Source organism: Streptosporangium sp. NPDC050148, assembly GCF_055586505.1.
Genome location: NZ_JBVJIA010000013.1, coordinates 180,976 through 199,809 on the forward strand (window position 1 = coordinate 180,976; position 18,834 = coordinate 199,809).

General features: G+C 73.7%; 7 protein-coding genes. 1 reads left to right on the plus strand and 6 read right to left on the minus strand.

The window, feature by feature from the left end; translation table 11 throughout:
• Window positions 1-60: 60 nt before the first annotated feature.
• From ACZ6RT_RS17295 to ACZ6RT_RS17320, 6 genes are all read right to left on the minus strand, one after another.
• Window positions 61-5,643 (minus strand): amino acid adenylation domain-containing protein, encoded by a 5,583-nt coding sequence (locus ACZ6RT_RS17295; protein WP_470154606.1) that lies wholly within the window; start codon window positions 5,641-5,643, stop codon window positions 61-63.
• Complete coding sequence (locus ACZ6RT_RS17300) at window positions 5,640-7,067, minus strand: 2-oxo acid dehydrogenase subunit E2 (protein WP_470154607.1); 1,428 nt, start codon at window positions 7,065-7,067, stop codon at window positions 5,640-5,642. The genes ACZ6RT_RS17295 and ACZ6RT_RS17300 overlap by 4 nt, the downstream gene beginning before the upstream one ends.
• Window positions 7,060-8,043, minus strand: coding sequence for an alpha-ketoacid dehydrogenase subunit beta (locus tag ACZ6RT_RS17305; protein ID WP_470154608.1), 984 nt, complete (start codon window positions 8,041-8,043; stop codon window positions 7,060-7,062). Before ACZ6RT_RS17305 ends, ACZ6RT_RS17300 begins: the two co-directional genes overlap by 8 nt.
• Window positions 8,034-9,071, minus strand: coding sequence for a thiamine pyrophosphate-dependent dehydrogenase E1 component subunit alpha (locus tag ACZ6RT_RS17310; RefSeq protein WP_470154610.1), 1,038 nt, complete (start codon window positions 9,069-9,071; stop codon window positions 8,034-8,036). Before ACZ6RT_RS17310 ends, ACZ6RT_RS17305 begins: the two co-directional genes overlap by 10 nt.
• Window positions 9,064-10,518, minus strand: a complete 1,455-nt coding sequence (locus ACZ6RT_RS17315; RefSeq protein WP_470154612.1) for a condensation domain-containing protein — start codon at window positions 10,516-10,518, stop codon at window positions 9,064-9,066. The genes ACZ6RT_RS17310 and ACZ6RT_RS17315 overlap by 8 nt, the downstream gene beginning before the upstream one ends.
• 122 nt (window positions 10,519-10,640) lie before the next feature.
• Window positions 10,641-12,095: a class I adenylate-forming enzyme family protein gene (locus ACZ6RT_RS17320; RefSeq protein ID WP_399190683.1), complete on the minus strand. Its 1,455-nt coding sequence runs from the start codon at window positions 12,093-12,095 to the stop codon at window positions 10,641-10,643.
• A gap of 363 nt (window positions 12,096-12,458) precedes the next feature.
• Here ACZ6RT_RS17320 and ACZ6RT_RS17325 point away from each other — a divergent pair, with 363 nt between their 5' ends.
• Window positions 12,459-18,743: an amino acid adenylation domain-containing protein gene (locus ACZ6RT_RS17325; RefSeq protein WP_470154614.1), complete on the plus strand. Its 6,285-nt coding sequence runs from the start codon at window positions 12,459-12,461 to the stop codon at window positions 18,741-18,743.
• The last annotated feature ends 91 nt before the right edge of the window (window positions 18,744-18,834 follow it).

An 18,834-nucleotide genomic window follows, 5' to 3' on the forward strand; every position in this document is an offset into this window, starting at 1 on the left:
CGCCCCTTCGCCGTCCTCACGACCACCGTTCTCACGAGGGCCGTCCTCACGACGGTCGCCTCAGCTCCCGACGGTGACCACCTCGCCGTCCCGCTCCCGGCGCCTCTGGATGGCCTGGAAACCGACCAGGTCGTCCGGGAGCGCGTCGGGGACGTCCACGTCGAACCGGGACAGCGTGCGGGTCCGCATCGCGACCAGCGCGGTGACCGCGATGGCGACCGCGAACAGCACGTACATCAGGCCGACGCCCCGGCCCTCGCCGGTGCCGAGCACGAGGCCGACCGTGTCGGCCAGCGGCCCGCCGGGGACCAGCAGCGGCTCGAACATGGCGCTGCCGTACGGCGCGACCAGTCCGAAGCCGATGGGCAGGGTGGACCAGGCGACGAGCGTGTTGAGCGCGATGACCCGGCCGTGGAAGCGCTGCGGCACCTTGACCTGGATGATCGTGGCGTAGACGCCGTTGAGCATGGTCAGCCAGAACGACATCCCGAAGGCGCCGACCGCGATCAGGATCAGATTCTGCTGCAGTCCGGTGACCAGGCAGAACACGCTCAGGGCGAGGGTGGAGAGCATGACGCCGCGCAGCCTGCGCCGGCGCGGTCCTCCCCAGACGGTCATGGTCAGGCCGCCGAGGAAGACCCCCAGGCCGCCGAAGAAGGAGATCCGGCCGACGTCCTCCAGCGTGGCGAACCCCAGGACCAGCGGCGAGATGAGCAGGAACAGCGGGGACAGGAAGATGTTCAGCACCGCGAAGAAGAAGAGCATGCCGCGGAATCCGCGGTTGCCCCAGGAGAACCTCCAGCCCTCGACCATCTCGGCGACCAGCGACTCCCTGCGCTTCCACGCCATGGTCCGCGGGAAGCGGACGAACAGCAGCACCCCGATGGCGAAGGCGTACGAGACGACGTCCAGGACGAGGATACCCTCCAGCCCGATCACCGACATCAGGCCGACCGCGACCAGCGGGACGACCAGCTGGGCGGTGCCGGTGACCATCTGGACCACGCCGTTGGCGTGGCCGAGGAAGCGCTTGGGGACCAGCTGCGGGATGGCGGAGTTGTAGGCGAGGCGCTGGAAGGTCAGCGCGATCGACAGCACGACCAGGAGCGGGTAGACGTGCCAGATCTGCAGGTTGCCGGTCCACAGCAGGACGCCCAGCGCCAGCTGGGTGCCGAACGCGCCGACGTCCCCGGCGAGCATGACCCTGCGCCGGTCGTAGCGGTCGACGAGGGCTCCGGCCAGGGGGGACACCAGCATGCCGGGGACCAGCGCGAGCACGGAGAACAGGGCGAACCTGGCCAGCGAGTCGGTGGTGATGTAGATCCACAGCGGGATGGCGAACTCGGTCAGCGACGACCCGATGATCGAGACGAGCTGTCCGGCCGCCACGGCGGCGAACCGCTTCATGCTGGGCGGTGGGCCGGACCGCGCGGGGGGACCCGTCGTGACCGGGTGTCCCGTTCCCGGTGGCGCCCCGCCCGTGCCGGTGGAGGCGGACGCGGCCGGTCCCGTACCGGGGGGAGCGGCCGCGGGGGCGAGCGGTCCCGCGCCGGTGACCGCGGGTGCCATCGTCACCGGGGAGATCTCCGCGACGGCGTCCTGGGTGGAGACGCCGCCGAGCCACCAGGTGGACCTGTCGGTACGGGCCAGCTTCGCCGTGTCGCCGGAGGCGATGGCCCGGTGGGTGCCGGTGACGATGTCGGCCAGCTCCTCCGCCCGATATTTCAGGAAAAAGTGTCCGGCTTCGTCGAGGACGACCACGGCCGTCGCGTCGGTCAGCAGGTGCCACTCGCGGTAGCGCTCCTGGTAGAACTCGGTGGCCGGGTCGCGGTCACCCGCCACGGAGATGATCGGCGCCTTGAGCGGCTCGACCCCCTCCTCGAAGAGGCGGGTGAAGTAGCGCTCGGCCTCCTTCGTCCCCTTGCGGCGGTTGTCGATCATCAGCTTGAGCTGGTCGCGTTCCAGGTCCTCCACGTCGAGACCGGCGGCCTGCAGGGCGTTGGCCCAGACCTGGTCGCTGCGGAGGCGGTCGGTCAGGTTCGACAGCCTGGCCAATACCGACGAGGGTCGCGCGAACGGGAAGATGCCGCCCAGGTAGATGGCCTCGACCGGCCGTCCCGCGGCCTCCAGGCGCCGGGCGATCTCCACGGTCAGCATGACGCCGAGCCCGCAGTGCCCGTACAGGGTCAGCGGTCCCCGGACGTCCTTGAGGATCTCCTCGACGCACCCCTGCGCGACCTCCGCCACCGGCCGGGTCTCCTCGATCAGGCCCATCTCCTGACCGGGGACGGCGACCGCGTGCAGCGCCCAGTTCTTCGGCAGCGTGTCGGCCAGCGGCTGGTAGATGGCCGCGCTGCCTCCCCCGTACGGGACGCAGACCAGGGTCGAGGTGGCGGCGCGGGTGGGGGTGAGCCGGTGCAGGAGCATGCGCGGGCCGTCGTCGCCCGCCTCGACGAGCCGCGCGAGCGCGCGGACGGTGCGGTGCTTGAACAGGTCCAGGATGGTGACCTGGCGCCCGCCGGCGGGGATGACCTTCCGCAGGCGGGCGACCACCTGCGCGGCGAGCAGCGAGTGCCCGCCCAGGTCGAAGAAGTCGTCCAGCACGCCGACCTGGACCAGTCCGAGGACCGTCGCCCACACCTCGGCGACGGCCTCCTCCAGGGGCGTCTCCGGCGGGACGAAACCGGCCTCCTGGTCGGGGCGCGCCTCGTCGGGTTCGGGCAGGCTCGCCCGGTCGACCTTGCCGTGCGACTTCAGGGGCAGCTCGTCCAGCCAGACGAACCGTCCCGGGATCATGTACTCGGGCAGGTGCTCGCCGAGCCGGGCCCGCAGCTCGCCCACGGCGACCTGCTCCCCGGCGTGCTCGGCGACGACGTAGGCGACCAGCCGGTCGGCGCGCAGCTCGACGACGGCCTGGGCGATCTCCGGCTGGCCGGCGAGCACCGACTCGATCTCCGGCAGCTCGACCCGGTAGCCCCTGACCTTCACCTGCAGGTCGCGGCGGCCGAGGAAGCACAGGTCACCGGAGGGCAGCCAGCGGCCGAGGTCACCGGTCCGGTACATGCGGGCGCCGGGCCCGCCGTAGGGATCGGGCAGGAACCGCTCGGCCGTCAGGCCGGGCCGTCCGAGGTACCCGCGGGCGAGCCGGTCGCCGCCGAGGTAGATCTCCCCGGTCATGCCGGGCGGGACCGGCCGCCGGTGCTCGTCGAGCACGTAGACCGCGGCTCCCGGCAGCGGCCTGCCGATCGGCAGGTTCGACGACCGCTCGTCCTCGCCGGTGACGACGTGGGTGGAGATGCCGACCGTGGCCTCGGTGGGGCCGTAGTGGTTGACCACCGGGGTGTACGCGGCCAGCTCGCGGGCCCAGCCCCACCGGGAGGCCTCGCCGCCGAGGATGAGCAGCCTGCGCGGGAGCACCTCGGCCGGCTCGTCCACCCCGGCCAGCAGCGAGGCCAGGTGGGAAGGGGTCATCTTCAGGTAGTCGGTGCGGTTCAGCAGCCCGGCGAGCTCCTCGACGGGGGCCTGCGGATCGGCCAGGTGCAGCTCGCCGCCGGTCATGAGCGACAGGTAGAAGATCGTCACCCCGAAGTCGAACGAGAGCGACTGCAGCAGCGTGTACACCGCGCCGGGCTCGACCGCGAAGCGCTCCCCGACCCCGGCGAGGTAGGTGAGCACCTGCCGGTGCTGCACGCCGACGCCCTTCGGCCGCCCGGTGGTCCCCGAGGTGTAGATCACGTACGCCAGGTGGTCCGGCGAGAGGCCGGGGGGCGCGAACCCGGTCTCCTCCAGCGGCTCGGCGTCCAGCAGGACGGCTCGCACCCCGGGCACGTCGGACACGACGTCGCGCAGGGCCGAGGTGGTCAGGACGGCGACCGCCCCGGCGTCGGCGAGCATGTACGCCAGCCGGTCGCGCGGCTGCTTGGGGTCGAGGGGCACGTAGGCGCCACCGGCCTTCAGCACGCCGATGACGGCCGCCGCCAGGTCGGTGGACTGCTCCAGGAAGACGCCGACCCTGGTGTCCGGGCCCACGCCGTGGTGGTTCCTCAGCAGGGCGGCGATCCGGGTGGAGCGCTCGTCCAGCTCGGCGTAGGTCAGCGAGCCACCGGCCGGGGAGGGCGCGCCGGTGGGCGCGGTGCCTGCGGAGGGCGAGACCTGGTGGACCACGGCCGTCGCGCCGGGGGTCAGCGCGGCCTGCGCGGTGACCAGGTCGTGCAGCAGCCCGTGGCCGGACGGCCTCACGGCCGGTCCCGTCGCGAAACCCAGGACCAGCTCGCGCTCCTCGGCGGAGAGCAGCGACAGCTCCCCCACCCGTGCCCGCGGGTCGGCCACGATCGAGCGCAGCAGCGTCTCGAACCGCGCGGCCATCAGCTCCACGGTCTCCGCGTCGAACAGGGCGGTGCCGTAGGAGAGGTGGCCGAGCAGCCCGTCCGGGCTCTCGAACAGGTACAGGCCCAGGTCGAACCGGGTGGTCCTGGCCGGGAGCGTCAGGTAGGAGACGCGCCCGTCCTCCTGGCCCGCCTTGAAGTTCTGCAGCGCGAACGTGACCTGCGCCAGCGGGGACCTGCTCACGTCGCGGGTCACGTTCAGCTCGGTGACCAGCCGGTCGAACGGGAGCTCCTGGTGCGCGAAGGCGTCCAGCGCGGCCTCGCGGGTGCGGTCCAGGAAGGTGGTGAACGGCGGGTCGTCGGCCAGGTCGGCGCGCAGGACGAGGGTGTTGACGAACATGCCGGCGACCCCGTCCAGCTCGGGCAGCCCGCGCCCGGCGACCGGGGAGCCGACCGCGAAGTCCGTCTGTCCGGAGTAGCGGTACAGCAGGACCTGGAAGGCGGCCAGCAGCGTCATGTAGGGCGTGGCCCCGGCCGCGGCGCCCAGCTCGGTCAGCCGCCGGGTGAGGTCGGCGTCGATCCGGACGTCCAGCGCGGCGCCCTCGTGGCGCTGCTCGGCCGGTCGCGGCCGGTCGGTGGGCAGCTCCAGGGCGGGCAGCCCGGCAAGCCGGTCGCGCCAGTGGGCGATCTCGCGGGTGTGGTCGCGGCCCCGCTGCCACAGGGCGTAGTCGCCGTAGCCGACCGGCACGGGCGGCAGGGGGTCGCCGTCGTGCAGGGCGAGCAGCTCGCGGATGATCAGGTCGCTGGACCAGCCGTCGATGACGGTGTGGTGGGCGGCCAGCAGCAGGACGTGGTCCTCGGGTGCGATCCGCGCCAGCACTGCGCGGAGGAGCGGGCCGTGCTCCAGGTCGAAGGGGACGGCCAGGTCGGCGTCGAACAGCTCGATCGCGTCGTCGACACCGGCCGCCTCGACGACGCGCAGCTCCGCGGGACGGGGATCGTCCACGACGAGCTCGGGGGTGCCGTCCTCGGTGGTGAGGAAGCGCATCCGCAGGGCCTCGTGGCGGACGACGACCTCGTCCAGCGCGCGGCGCAGCGCGTCCGCGTCCAGGGTCCCGCGCAGCCGCACCGCGACGGGCACGGTGTAGACGGTGGTGCCCGGCCGGTACTGCTCCAGGAACCACAGGCGTTCCTGGGCGTGCGACAGGGGCGGGACGGTTCCGGGCGCGCGGGCGACGACGGCCCGCGACTCCCCCCTGCGCCGCAGCCGCTGGGCGAGCAGCGCCTTCTTCGCGTCCGACAGCGTGGTCTCGGTCATGCGTTCAGCTCCATCCGGAGGGCCGCGAGGAAGAGCGCGGCGTCCCGGCCGTTGATCAGTCGGTGGTCGTAGGCGAGGCCGATGCAGGCGACGGTCCTCGACGTCACCGTGCCGTCCTCGGCGAAGGCCGGTTCGCGCTGCGGCGAGGTGATCGCGAGCGCGCAGACCGTACCGGGGAAGATGAAGGGGATCGCCAGGACGACGTCGGCCTCGGTGTGCAGGGTGACGGCGATGGTGGCGCCGGTGAGGTCCCGCTCCCGGAAGTCACCCTCGACGGCGGCGAGCCGGTGGCGCATGAGCGTGTCGGCGATCGCCTTGAGCGAGCTCGTGTCGTGGACGACCGGCACGTACAGGCCCTCGCCCATGTCGAACGTCACGCCGACGCGCGGGGCGTCGGCGGGGCGGACCCGGTCCCCGTCGAGCGAGGAGAAGAAGAGCGGGAACGCCGGGTGCAGGGCGGCCACGGCCTGGACGAACAGCTCGGCCAGGCCGACCGGCCTGCGGACCTCCCGGGTGAGTCCCCTGGCGCGCTCCAGCAGCGGGCCCACGTCGAACTTCACCGCGGTGTAGGCGGCCGGGATCGTGTCGTGCGAGACGGTGACGGCGCGCGCGACGGCGCGCTGCACCCGCGACAGGCGGTGCGTGCCCGCCTGCGACCCGGCCCCGCCCCCCGTGGCCTCCGTGGCCTCCGGGGCCTCCGGGGCCTCCGGGGCCTCGGACATCGCGGACGTCCCGGATAGTGCGAGCATTTCGGATGTCGCGGACGTCTCGGACGACGCCGATCCGGTACGGGGTCCGGTCGGCGCCTGTGCGTCGCCACCGGGTCCGGCCTGCGCCTGCGCGTCGGCGCGGCGGGCGGCCAGGGCCTCCACGTCGGTCCGGCGGACGACGGCCAGGCCCAGCGAGGCGATCTCGGCCTCGGAGACCCCGAGGTCGTCCATGGCGGCGCGGGCGGGGTCGGTGACGACCGGCTCGACGGCCGGAGCCTCCCGGCGCCCGGCCGCGTCCCGGGACTCCCCGGCTCCCCCGGCTCCCCCGTCCTCCCAGAAGTCACCGGGCACCGCCGGCCCGGCCGCGCCGGACAGACCGGACACCGTACCGGGCACCGCGCCGGACAGACCGGACACCGCGCCGGACGTACCGGACACCGCGCCGGGCACCGCGTCGGACGCCGGGGCGGGCGGCGGGGCCGCCTCGGCGGTGACGCGGGCCAGGAGCGATCCCGGGGCGACCCAGGTGTCGAGGGCGGCGGCGTGGTGCAGGTACCCCGCCTCGGGCGCCTCCAGCTCGTCGGCGGCCTTGGAGGTCTCCAGCACGGCGATCGCCTCCCCGGCCGCGACGGGCTTGCCGTCCCCCACCAGCCAGGCGACGACCAGGTACTCGGTGTCGTTGTCGTTGAGCTTGGGGACGCGGATGTCAGCCACGCAGGGCCTCCCGTACGGCGTGGTGGATCGTGGACTCCCCGGCCAGGACCTCGTCCTCCAGGTGCGCGGCGGTGGGGATCACCGCGTCGCGCGAGTGGACCAGGCGGACCGGCCCGCGCAGGCGTCCCCACAGGCGGGCGTGCAGCAGATGGGCGACCTCGCTGCCCCAGGTGCCCCCGGGGGTGCTCTCCTCGGCGACCACCACGACGTCGGTCAGGTGGGGCAGCAGCGCGTCCGCGTCCAGCGGGTAGAGCCGGGAGGGCACCAGCAGCCGGGTGACGATCTCCTGCTCCATCATCAGCGAGCGCATCGCGCCCAGCGCCCGGTGGGCCATCCCGCCGGGGGCGATGACCACGCAGTCGGGACGCTCACCGGCGTCCCGGACGTCCACCACGGCCAGGTCGCCGTCACGGCGCACCGCGAACAGCGGGTCGACCCGTCCCATCTGCCGGGTGTAGAGGACCTTGTCCTCGAAGAACACGCAGGGCTCGCCCGCCTCCAGCATCGCCGCGAACACCGCGCGGTTGTCGTGGAAGGGGGACATCTCGTACAGCGAGAGGCCGGGCATGCCGATGAAGTGCTTCTGCAGGCTCTGGCTGTGCGTGGGACCGTAGCCGCGGCCTCCCCCTGTCGGGCAGCGCACCACCATCCGCAGCGGCACCCGCTCGCCGTACATCGACACGGACTTGCTGGCGAAGTTGCACAGCTGGTCGAAGGCGAGCGTCACGAAGTCACCGAACATGATCTCGGCCACGGCCGTGTTGCCGGTCAGCGCCAGGCCCGCCGCGACGCCGGTCAGCGCGCCCTCGCTGATCGGGGTGCCGATCACGCGCCCGGGGAACCGGGTGGACAGCCCTTTGGTGATCTTGAAGGCGCCGCCGTACGGGTCGAGGACGTCCTCGCCGAGCAGGTAGGCCGTGGGGTCGTCCTCCAGCAGGTCGTGCAGGGCCGCGTTGAGGTTCTCGGCTACGCGCACGGTTCCTCCCAGCGGGACGGCGGCCGGGCCGCGACCTCGTCGGCGACGGCCCGGATCTCGTCCCTGACCGCCCCGTCGAACCGGTGGAAGTGCTCGGGGTGGTCGTGGGCGTAGCGGCCGTACCAGTCGCTCTCCCTGGCGGCCCGCACGATCTCGGCCGGGCGGACGTCGTCGCCCTTGCTGTGCGGCCCGAGGCGATGGGTGACGAACTCGACCACCAGCGGGACGCCCTCGCGCACCCGCGCCACGTCGGCCTCCAGCGCCATGCGGATCTCGTTGACGTCGGCGGAGACGACCAGACGGTGCGGGACGCCGAACGCGGCCGCGCGTCCGGCCACCGTGCCCGCCATCTGCGACGCGGTCGGGGTGGACTGGGCCACCCCGTTGTTCTCCACCACGACCAGCAGCGGGAGCCGCCAGAGCGCGGCGAGGTTCAGCGCCTCGTAGACCGCGCCCTCGCCCCAGGTGCCGTCGCCGATGTGCACGCAGGCCAGGGCACCGGGCTCGGCACGCTTGAGGTGCAGCGCCACCCCCGCGGCGACCGGCATGCTCTCGCCCTGCACGCCGGTGGACAGGTAGCGGTCGCGCCGGATGTGCTGGCTGCCGCCCACGCCGCCGCAGATCGCGCCCTGCCTGCCCATGACCTCGGCGAGCAGGCCGTGCGGGTCGCGGAAGCGGGCCAGGTAGTGGCCGTGCCCCCGGTGGTTGCTGAAGACGTGGTCGGCCGGGCCGAGCAGGGGCCGCAGCGCGACCGGGACGTACTCCTGGCCGAGGCAGGTGTGCGTGGTGCCGTTGAGGTCGCCCCTGGCGTACAGCTCCAGGAGCTTCAGCTCGAAGTGCCGGATCGTCAGCAGCAGGCGCAGGTCCTCGTCGGCCAGGCGGGAGAGGCGGGGTCCGGCGGTGCCCGTGGTCGCGGTGGTCGCGGTGGTCGGCGTGCCGGCGGCGGTCGAGGGAGCGGCGGCGGTCGAGAGGGCGGCGGTGGTCGCGGTGGCGTCGGTGGCGGCGGTGGCCGCGGTGGTCTCAGTCATCGCCGAGGGAGTCCACGATCCCGGCGATCGTCGGGGTGTCGAAGAAGGCGTCCAGGGAGACCTCGATGTCCAGGCGCTTGCGCATGCGGGCGATGATCTGCGTGATGGTCAGCGAGTGACCGCCCAGGTCGAAGATGTCGTCGTGGTCGTCGATCGGCGAGATGCCCAGGACCTCCTCCCAGATCTCGCGTATCTGGTCGGTCAGCGTGGTGACGGAACCCATCTCGTTCTCCAGGATGTCGTGCAGTGACAGGTCGGGGTGGCGGGTGGCGCGTTCCAGGACGCGCCGCAGGTCGCCGGCCACCCGGGCGGCGTCGGGAACCGTCTCGGGGTCGTACCGCATGCTGATCTCCAGCCCGCCGGGCCCGGCCACGCACTGCAGGTGCAGCGCGCCGCGGACCGCGTGGTTGAAGGCGGTCCACTCCACCGTGGCGTCCAGGCCGGCGAAGACCGGATCGGCCTCGCGTCGGGTCCGGTAGCTGACCGAGACGGGCACCAGCGCGGCGTGCGGCCGTACCCGGGGCATCGCCCGGGAGAACGGCACCTGACGGAAGCGGTAGATCTCCCGCAGCTCGCCGCGGAGCGCGGTGGCGAACTCGCGGAAGGTCTGCCGGGGCGAGGGGGCGGAGGCGACCGGGAGCTCGTTGACGAACGGTCCCACGTGGTCCGCGGCCTCGGCGGGACGGGTGGACAGGTCCACGGCGGTGGTCACCGCCGCGTTGCCGTAGCCGAGGAGCAGGGTGTGCAGCGCGGCGAGCAGCACCTCGAACCCGGTCAGGCCGGGGACCGGGGCGACCGGCGCGCCGAGGGCGAACCTCAGGACCCGGCCCTCGCCCGCCCGCCGGGACCTCAGCGGCCGGCCGAGCACGACGGTCTCGCCCGGGTCGCGCCAGCGGGGCCTCCAGAACTCCCGGGCGGCCGGCAGCAGGGCGGCCACCCGGTCGCGTTCGGCGCGGCCGTGGTCGACCCTGGGCAGCGGGAGCGGCGTCCCCCCGTTGTAGAAGGCCGCCAGGTCGCGTACCAGGACGTCCTTGGAGCCGCCGTCGAAGACCAGGTGGTGGGCGACGAAGACGAGCAGGTGCCGGCGGGGGCCGGTGCGGAACAGGGTGAACCTGGCCAGCGGCCCGGTGTCCAGGTCGAACGGGCGCAGGATCTCCTCGCGCACGGCCCGCTCCCACGTCTCCTCCCCGAGGGCGGGACCCGCGTCCTCCACGTGGCGTACCGGAACCTCGGCGCCGGGTACGAGCCGCAGCTCGCCGTCCACCTCGGCCACCACGTCGCCCAGCATCGGGTGCCGGTCCGCCACCGCCGCGCAGGCGGCCAGCAGCGCCCCGGTGTCCAGGTCGCCGTCGAGGTGGACGAGCAACGGCATGTGGTACGCGGCGCCCCCGCCACCCGCCTGCTCGGTCACCCACATGCCCTGCTGGGTGAACGTGACCTCGGGCATGCTCCCGGACACGGGACCGGGAGTGGACCCGGCCCCGGACCCGGCCCCGGACACGGACACGGACGCGGGGTCGGTGGATGCGGACATCGGCGCGGACGCGCTCCCGGGTACGGAAGCGGGCCTCATCTGCTCTCCACCCTTCCGCGCAGGGCCCTCTTGTCGACCTTGCCGCCGTCGTTGCGCGGCAGCGCGTCGACCGTCAGGACGTGCGCGGGCAGTTCGTGCGGGGCCAGGCGGTCCTTGAGGAAGATCCGCAGTTCCTCGGGGGCGAGCGGTTCCCTGGCGGCGAGGGCGACGGCGACGACGGTCCCGAGCACCGGGTGGGGCACCCCGAACGCGGCGGCCTCGATCACGGCCGGATGCGCGTGGACGGCCTCCTCGACGTGGATCGTGGACACCTTGAAGGCCCCCGACTTCACCACGTCGCTCTCCCTGTCGACGAGGTACAGGTACCCCTCGTCGTCGATCCGGCCCAGATCGCCCATCCGCACCCAGCCGTCGCGGAAGGTCGTGCTCTCCGGGTCGCCGTAGTAGGCGCGCGGTGCGGCCGGGGAGCGCATCCAGACCTCCCCGACCTCCCCCGCGGGCAGCGGCTCGCCCTCGGGGGTGGCGATCCTGACCCGTCCCCCGGCGATGGCGCGGCCGACGCTCCCGGGGCGGTCCGGGTCGAACATCATGACCGTCTGGGCCGGTGCGGCCTCGGTCGAGGTGTAGTAGTTGGTGATCGTCGCGTTGGGGAAGGTCGCGGTGAGGGCCGTCGCGACGGCCGAGGGCAGCGGCGCGGCGGCCGAGCCGAGCAGCAGCACGCTGGAGAGGTCGTGCCGCTCCCCCACCCCGGCGTTGATCAGTTCGATGGCCATCGCGGGGACCAGGAAGACCGTTCCGGCGCGGTAGGACTCGATCAGCGCGGCGAAGCGCCCCGGGGTGAAGCGCGGCAGCGTCACCACGGCCGGATGCGCGTCCAGCGCGTTGACCAGCATGGTCTGCCCGGCGTTGGTGCCGATCGGGAAGGCGTGCGCCAGGTGCCGGGAGTGCGCGAACGGACGGCGCCTGCCCCCGCAGCCGTAGGTCAGGTTGGCATGGGTGGCCGTGACCCCCTTGGGACGGCCGGTGGTGCCGGAGGTGTAGAGGATCTGGGCCGGATCGCCGGGCGCCGGAGGCTCGGGAGCGGCCTTCTCATAGGACGTTTCGGCCCGCAGGTCCTCGATCGTGGCGCTCCAGCCGACGTCGGGCACGGCGAGCCCGGCACCGTGCACGACCCCGGCCGCGCCGCAGTTCTCCAGCATGAGGCGCAGGTCACCGGGGGCGAGGCGGTCGGAGAGCGGTACGGCCACGGCGCCTGCCGCCAGGACCCCGCAGAACGCCACCGCGTAGTCGGTCCAGTCGGCGGCGCCGAAGACCAGCCCCACCCTGTCGCCCCGGCCCACACCGCGTCCGACCAGGCGGTTCGCGAGTTCGGTGGAGCGCTCGTGCCACCGGCGGTAGGTGAGCGGATCCGAGCCGTGCACGATCATCGCGGCCCCGTCGGGGTCGGCGAGGGCCCGGTCGTGGAGCAGCTGGGAGACGGTCAGGTTCACCGGGTGAACCTCCCACTAAAGATCGGATGTATATGCGCTCGAAGCGCGAGGGCGCCGAAGGCGCTACAGGAAAGAATCTTTACTATTCAAAAGCGAGCGTCAGTCTTACATGATCGCAACAGCCGCGCAAGCCCTTCGGCGGGGTTCGATAGCGTGACGAAATCGTCCTGAAAGAGGGCCTTGCGCCCCCGTCAGGGAGGTGTAACACTGACGACCCAGAACTAACTGAAAGGTTTCTTTCCAGAAAGAGACCTTTCTCTGCGCCCGCCCAACTGGGCATATATGCACGGAGCGGGCTTTTCTATCTCATTCCCCGTGCGATCGCGTGCGTCATGGACCCGCGGCCGGTAGAGGAGCCCCAGAGTGTTCCAATCAGAGACCGTTCCGACCGGCCAGCCGGGGACCGAATACCCCCTCTCGCACGGTCAGCGGCGGCTCTGGTTCCTGCACCGGCTCGATCCGGAGGACTCCGGCTACAACACCTCCTATGTTTACAGATTGAAAGGTCGTCTTGACAGGGACGCCCTGGCGGCGGCGTTCACCGCGGTGTCGGCCCGGCACGAGAGCCTGCGGACCCGCTTCGCCGAGGTGGACGGACGGCCGGTGGCGATCGTCGAGCCGCCCGCGCCGGTCACCGTCGAGCGCCTGCGCGCCCGGGACGACGCCGAGGCCGCCACGCTGGTCTCCGCCCTGTCCAACACGGCCTTCGACCTGGCCGCGGCACCGCCGTTCCGGGTCTCGCTGATCGAGCTCGGCCCCGGCGAGCACGTGCTCTGCGTGGTCCTGCACCACATCAACGGCGACGGCTGGTCGCTGAACGTGCTCCGGTCCGAGGTCGCCGCCCACTACGGCAGCCGGGGAACCGCCCCGCTGCCCGAGGCGCCGCTGCAGTACGGCGAGTACGCGCGTTCCCTGCGCGTCTCCGAGGACGACCTGCGCTGGTGGACCGAGCGGCTGTCCGGGGTGCCGGTCCTGGAGCTCCCCACGGACCGGCCCCGTCCCGCCCGGCGGAGCGGAGCCGGCGCCGAGGTCGAGTTCCGCATCGAGCCCGGGACGGCCGCCGCGATCGGCGCCCTGGCCCGCCGCGCCCGCTGCACCCCCTTCATGGTGCTGTTCTCCGCCTACCAGGTGCTGCTCCACCGGCACACCGGGCAGAGCGACTTCTGCGTGGGCATCCCCTCGGCGGGCCGCGGCCGTACCGAGCTGGAGAACATGATCGGTTTCCTCTCGACCACGCTGGCCCTGCGCTGCGACCTGTCCGGCGACCCGGCCTTCGACGAGCTGCTCAGGCGCACCCGCCGGGTCGTGCTGGACGGGCTCTCGCGGCAGGAGGTCCCGTTCGAGCGCCTGGTGGCCGACCTCGACATGGAGCGGGACCTCAGCCGCACCCCGCTGTTCCAGACGCTGTTCGCCCTGCACACCCACGGCGACGAGGCCGACCCGCTGCCCGGCCTGGAGGCCGTCCCCTTCCCCAACGGCTGGTCCCGGGCCCGGCTCGACCTGTCGATGGACATCTATCCCGACGCCGACGGCCTGCTGACGGGCGTGGTCATCTACAGCACCGACCTGTTCGACCACGAGACCGTGGAACGCCTGGTCGCCCGCTTCCAGGAGCTGCTCGCCGCCGTCGTGGCCGATCCCGGCTCGCCGGTGAGCGCCCTGCCGATGCTGCCGGACGCCGAGCTCGCCCTGCTGCGGCAGTGGAACGACACCGCGGCCGAGCTGCCGGAGGTCACGCTGGTCGACCTGCTGCTGGAGCAGGCCGCGGCCACCCCCGGCGCGGTCGCGGTACGCGCCGGGCACGCCGGGCTGACGTACGCGGAGCTGGCCGGGCGCGCGGCCGAGCTGGCCGGGAGGTTGCGCGCGGCCGGGATCGGGCGCGGCTCGCTGGTCGCGGTCCGGATGGAACGCGGCGCCGACATGCTCGTCGCGCTGCTGGGGGTGGCGATGAGCGGCGCGGCCTACCTGCCCGTCGACCCCGACTACCCCGAGGCCCGCGTCTCGTACGTGATCGAGGACTCCGCCGCGGTCCTGGTGCTGACCGGCCTGGACGACCTTCCCCCGGCCGGCGCCGCGACCGCGCCCCGGCCGGCGGACCGGCCGCTCCCCGATGACACCGCGTACGTGCTCTACACCTCGGGTTCCACCGGGCGCCCCAAGGGCGTGGTGGTGCCCCACCGCGCGCTGACCAACTTCCTGCTGGCGATGCGCGCGCTGGTGCGGTCCTCGCCCGAGGACGTGTGGCTGGCGCTGACGTCGCTCTCGTTCGACATCTCCGCCCTGGAGCTGTACCTGCCGCTGGTGACGGGCGGCAGGGTGGTCGTCGCCGACGCCGAGACGGCCCGCGACGGCGCCCGGCTCGCCCGCCTGGTCCGGGACGAGGGCGTCACCCACGTCCAGGCGACGCCCTCGGGGTGGCGGGTCCTGCTCACCGGGGACCTGCCGCGCGTGACGGGGCTGACCGGCGGCGAACCGCTCCCCGTGCGGCTCGCCCGCGAGCTGCGCCCGCGCCTGGACCGGCTCGTCAACGTGTACGGGCCGACCGAGACCACCATCTGGTCGACGGCCTGGGAGGTCCCCGAGGACCCGGCCGAGATCGTCATCGGTCACCCGATCGCCAACACCGTCGTGCACGTCGCGGACGCCTCCGGCGGGCCGTGCCCGATCGGCGTGGCCGGGGAACTGCTCATCGGGGGCGCCGGGGTCGCCACCGGCTACCTGGGCCGCCCGGCCCTGACCGCCGAGCGCTTCGTCCCCGGCCCGGACGGCTCGCGGCACTACCGGACGGGAGACCGCGTCCGCCACCGCGCCGACGGCGCCCTGGAGTTCCTCGGCCGTACCGACGGCCAGATCAAGCTGCGCGGTCACCGCATCGAGCTGGGCGAGATCGAGGTCGTGCTGGACGCCCACCCCGGCGTGCGGCAGTCGGTCGTCGCGGTGCGCGGGGACCGGCTGGTGGCCTTCGTCGTACCGGCCGCGCAGGGACGCCCGGGTGCGGGCCCGTCCGGGGACGGCGAGGCGCTCGGCGGCCTTCGCGAGCACGCCGCCCTCCAGCTGCCCGGCTACATGGTTCCCGGCGTGTTCGCCGAGGTGGAGGCGCTGCCGCTGACCCCCAACGGGAAGGTCGACCGCAAGGCGCTCCCGGAGGTGGACCACGCGCCCGAGCGGGACGCGACCGCTCCCCGCACCCCCGCCGAGCGGACGGTCGCCCGGGTCTTCGCCGAGGTGCTCGGCACGGACGGGGTCGGCGCGTACGACGACTTCTTCTCCCTGGGCGGGCACTCGCTGCTGGCGACCATGGTCACCGCGCGGCTGACGGCGCTGTCCGGGCGCGAGGTGCCGGTCAGGGAGGTGTTCACGCACCCGACGGTCGCGGGGCTGGCGGAGTGGCTGGAGGGGTCGCCCACCGGATCGCCGGACGGGACGCGGGAAGCATCCGAGGTCCCGGTCACCGGCGCGACGGCCGGGCCACGCCCCCGCCCCGAGGGGACGGTCCCGCCGCTCTCGCACGGCCAGGAGCGCCTCTGGTTCCTCAACCGGCTCGACCCGGACGACGCGTCGTACAACATGTGCCTGGTCAGGCGGTTGCGCGGGCCGCTGGACCGGCACGCCCTGGCCGGGGCCCTGTCCGGCGTGGTCGCCCGGCACGAGAGCCTGCGCACCCGCTTCCCCGAGGTGGACGGCGTACCGGTCGTGGTCGTCGACCCGCCGGGCCCGGTGACCGTCGACGAGGTGACCGTCGACGAGGTGACCGTCGACGAGGCGTCCACCGGCACCGGGGCCGCGCCGTCCGCCGAGGCCCGGGCGCTGGAGCTGGTCGCGACGCTGACCAACACGCCCCTGGAGCTCGCCGGCAGGCCGCCCCTGCGCGTCACGCTGATCGGGCTCGCCGAGGACGACCACGTGCTGTGCGTCGTGCTCCACCACATCCTGGGCGACGGCTGGTCGCTCAACCTCGTCCTGGACGAGGTCGCGCGCCTGTACTCCGGTGACACCGCCCTGCCCCCGGTCCCCCTGCAGTTCGGCGACGTCGCCCTCTGGCAGCGCGGACGCGACCTGGAGGGCCTGATCGGCCACTGGCGCCAGCGGCTGGCCGACCCCACCCCGCTGGAGCTGCCGGTCGACCGGCCCCGTACGCCGGGGACCGCCAGGCGCGGCGACGTGGTGGAGGTCCGGCTGGACGCGGCCGAGGCCGCCGCCCTGACGCGGCTGGGCAGGGAGCACGGCGCCACCGTGTTCATGGTGCTGCTCGCCGCCTACCAGGTGCTGCTCGCGCGGCACACCGGCCAGAAGGACATCCTGGTCGGCACGGCCGACGCGGGCCGGGACCGGATGGGGCTCGAAGCGGTCGTCGGGTACCTCAGCGACACCCTGGTGCTGCGCGGCGACCTGTCGGCCGACCCCGTCTTCACCGACCTGCTCGGCGCGGCCCGGGGAGAGGTCCTGGACGCCTTCTCCCACCGGAGCGTGCCGTTCGAGGAGCTGGTGGCCGCCCTCAGGGTCGAACGCGACCTCACCCGCACGCCGCTGTTCCAGACCATGCTCATCCTGCACAGCCAGGACTCCGGCCGGACCCGCGACACCTTCACCGGGCTGACCACGAGCGTGTTCGAGCACGGCATGCGGCAGGCCAAGCTCGAACTCATGCTGGAGGCGTGGCAGGACGAGCGCGAACTGCTGATCACCTTCGTCTACGACGCCGGGCTCTTCGAACGGGCCACGGTCGAGGCGATGGCGGCCCGGTTCCGCCTGCTGCTCACCGCGCTGCCCGCGGCGTCCGGCGAGCGCGTCTCGGCGCTGCCGCTGCGCACCGCGGCCGACGACGCCCTGCTCGCGCGCCTGTCCCGGGGCCCGGCCGGGCCGGTCGCCCCCCTCGTCCCCGAGCTGTTCGCGACGGCCGCGCGCGCCCGGCCGGACGCGGTCGCGATCGGGTGCGGGGACGCCACGCTCGACTACGCGCGCCTGGACGCCCGCGCCGGCGAGCTGGCCGCGCTGCTGCGCGAGCGCGGGGTCGTCCCCGGTGACGTGGTCGGCGTCTGCCTGGGCAGGTCGCCCGACGTCGTGGCGGCGCTGCTCGCGACCTGGCGGGCCGGGGCGGCGTACCTGCCGCTCGACCCCGACCATCCGGCCGAGCGGCTCGCCTTCGTGCTGGAGGACAGTGCCGCCCGCCTGGTCCTCACCTCGGCCGACCTGGCCCACCGGCTGCCCGGCACCGCCCGGCTCGCCCACGTGGACGCCACCGCCACCGCTCCCTTGAACGCCGCCACCGCTTCCGCTTCCGTGAACGGCCACGTCCCGGTGAGCGGCCGGACCGCGCCGGACGACGCCGCCTACGTGATCTACACGTCGGGTTCCACCGGGACCCCCAAGGGCGTCGTGGTCTCGCATCGCAACCTGGCCGCCCGCGTCGCCTGGATGCGCGAGGCGTACGATCTGCGGCCGGACGACCGGGTCGTCCAGTTCGCCTCGCTGAGCTTCGACACCCACGCCGAGGAGATCTACCCGACCCTGGCCTCCGGGGCCCGGCTGGAGCTGCTGCCCGACGGCGGGGTCAGCCTGCCCGACCATCTCGGCGGGGTCACCGTGCTCGACCTGCCCACCGCGTACTGGCACGCGCTGGTGGACGAGATCGACGAGATCGGCTGGCCGCCGTCCCTGCGCCTGGTGATCCTGGGCGGCGAGCAGGTGCACGAGGCGGCCGTGGCCCGCTGGCGGGAGCGCTTCGGCGACCGGGTCCGGCTGGTCAACACCTACGGCCCGACCGAGACGACGATCATCGCGACCACCGCCGAGCTGGACGGCTCCCCCGGGCGCCCGCCGATCGGCACCCCGATCGGCGACACCTCCGTCCTGATCCTGGACGGCGACGAGGCGGTGCCGCCGGGGGCGCCGGGCGAGCTGTGCGTCGGCGGGGCCGGGGTGGCCGTCGGCTACCTCGACAGGCCGGACCTGACCGCCGAGCGCTTCACCGTGCTCGGCGGGGAGCGGATCTACCGGACCGGCGACCGGGCGCGCTGGCGGGCCGACGGGCGGCTGGAGTTCCTCGGCCGCCTCGACGACCAGGTCAAGGTCCGCGGTTTCCGGATCGAGCCGGGCGAGATCGAGGCGCGGCTGCTGACCTGTCCCGGCGTCGGCCAGGCCGCGGTGGCCGTCCACCGGGAGACGCTGGTCGGCTACGTCGTCGGCGAGGACGCACCCACCGGTGAGGAACTCGCCGCGCGGCTGGCCGCCGTGCTGCCCGCCCACATGGTCCCCGCGCTCTGGGTGAGCCTGCCGGGCCTGCCGCTGACCGCGAACGGCAAGCTCGACCGGGCCGCGCTGCCCGCGCCCGAACTCGGGCCGCTGACCAGGACCGCCCCGCGCGGCGACGCCGAGGAACTGGTCGCCGAGATCTTCGGCGAGGTGCTGGGCATCGAGGGGGTCGGCGCCTTCGACGACTTCTTCGCCCTCGGCGGGCACTCGCTGCTGGCCACCCGCGCCGTCGCCAGGATCCGCGCCGCCGTCGAGGTGGACGTGCCGATCCGTACCCTGTTCGCGCGGAGCACCGTGGCCGGGCTCGCGGCCGCGGTGGAGGAACTGCTCGTCGCCGAACTCGCCGGGCTCTCCGACGAGGAGGCCGAACACCTGGTGGAGACCGGGAACCGATAGGGGGCGCCGCGTCGTGGGCCGCCACGAGGAGCGGCACCCGAACCTTCCGGCCGCCGAGCGGCCGGACCGCAGTCCCGGCGAACGGCGTACG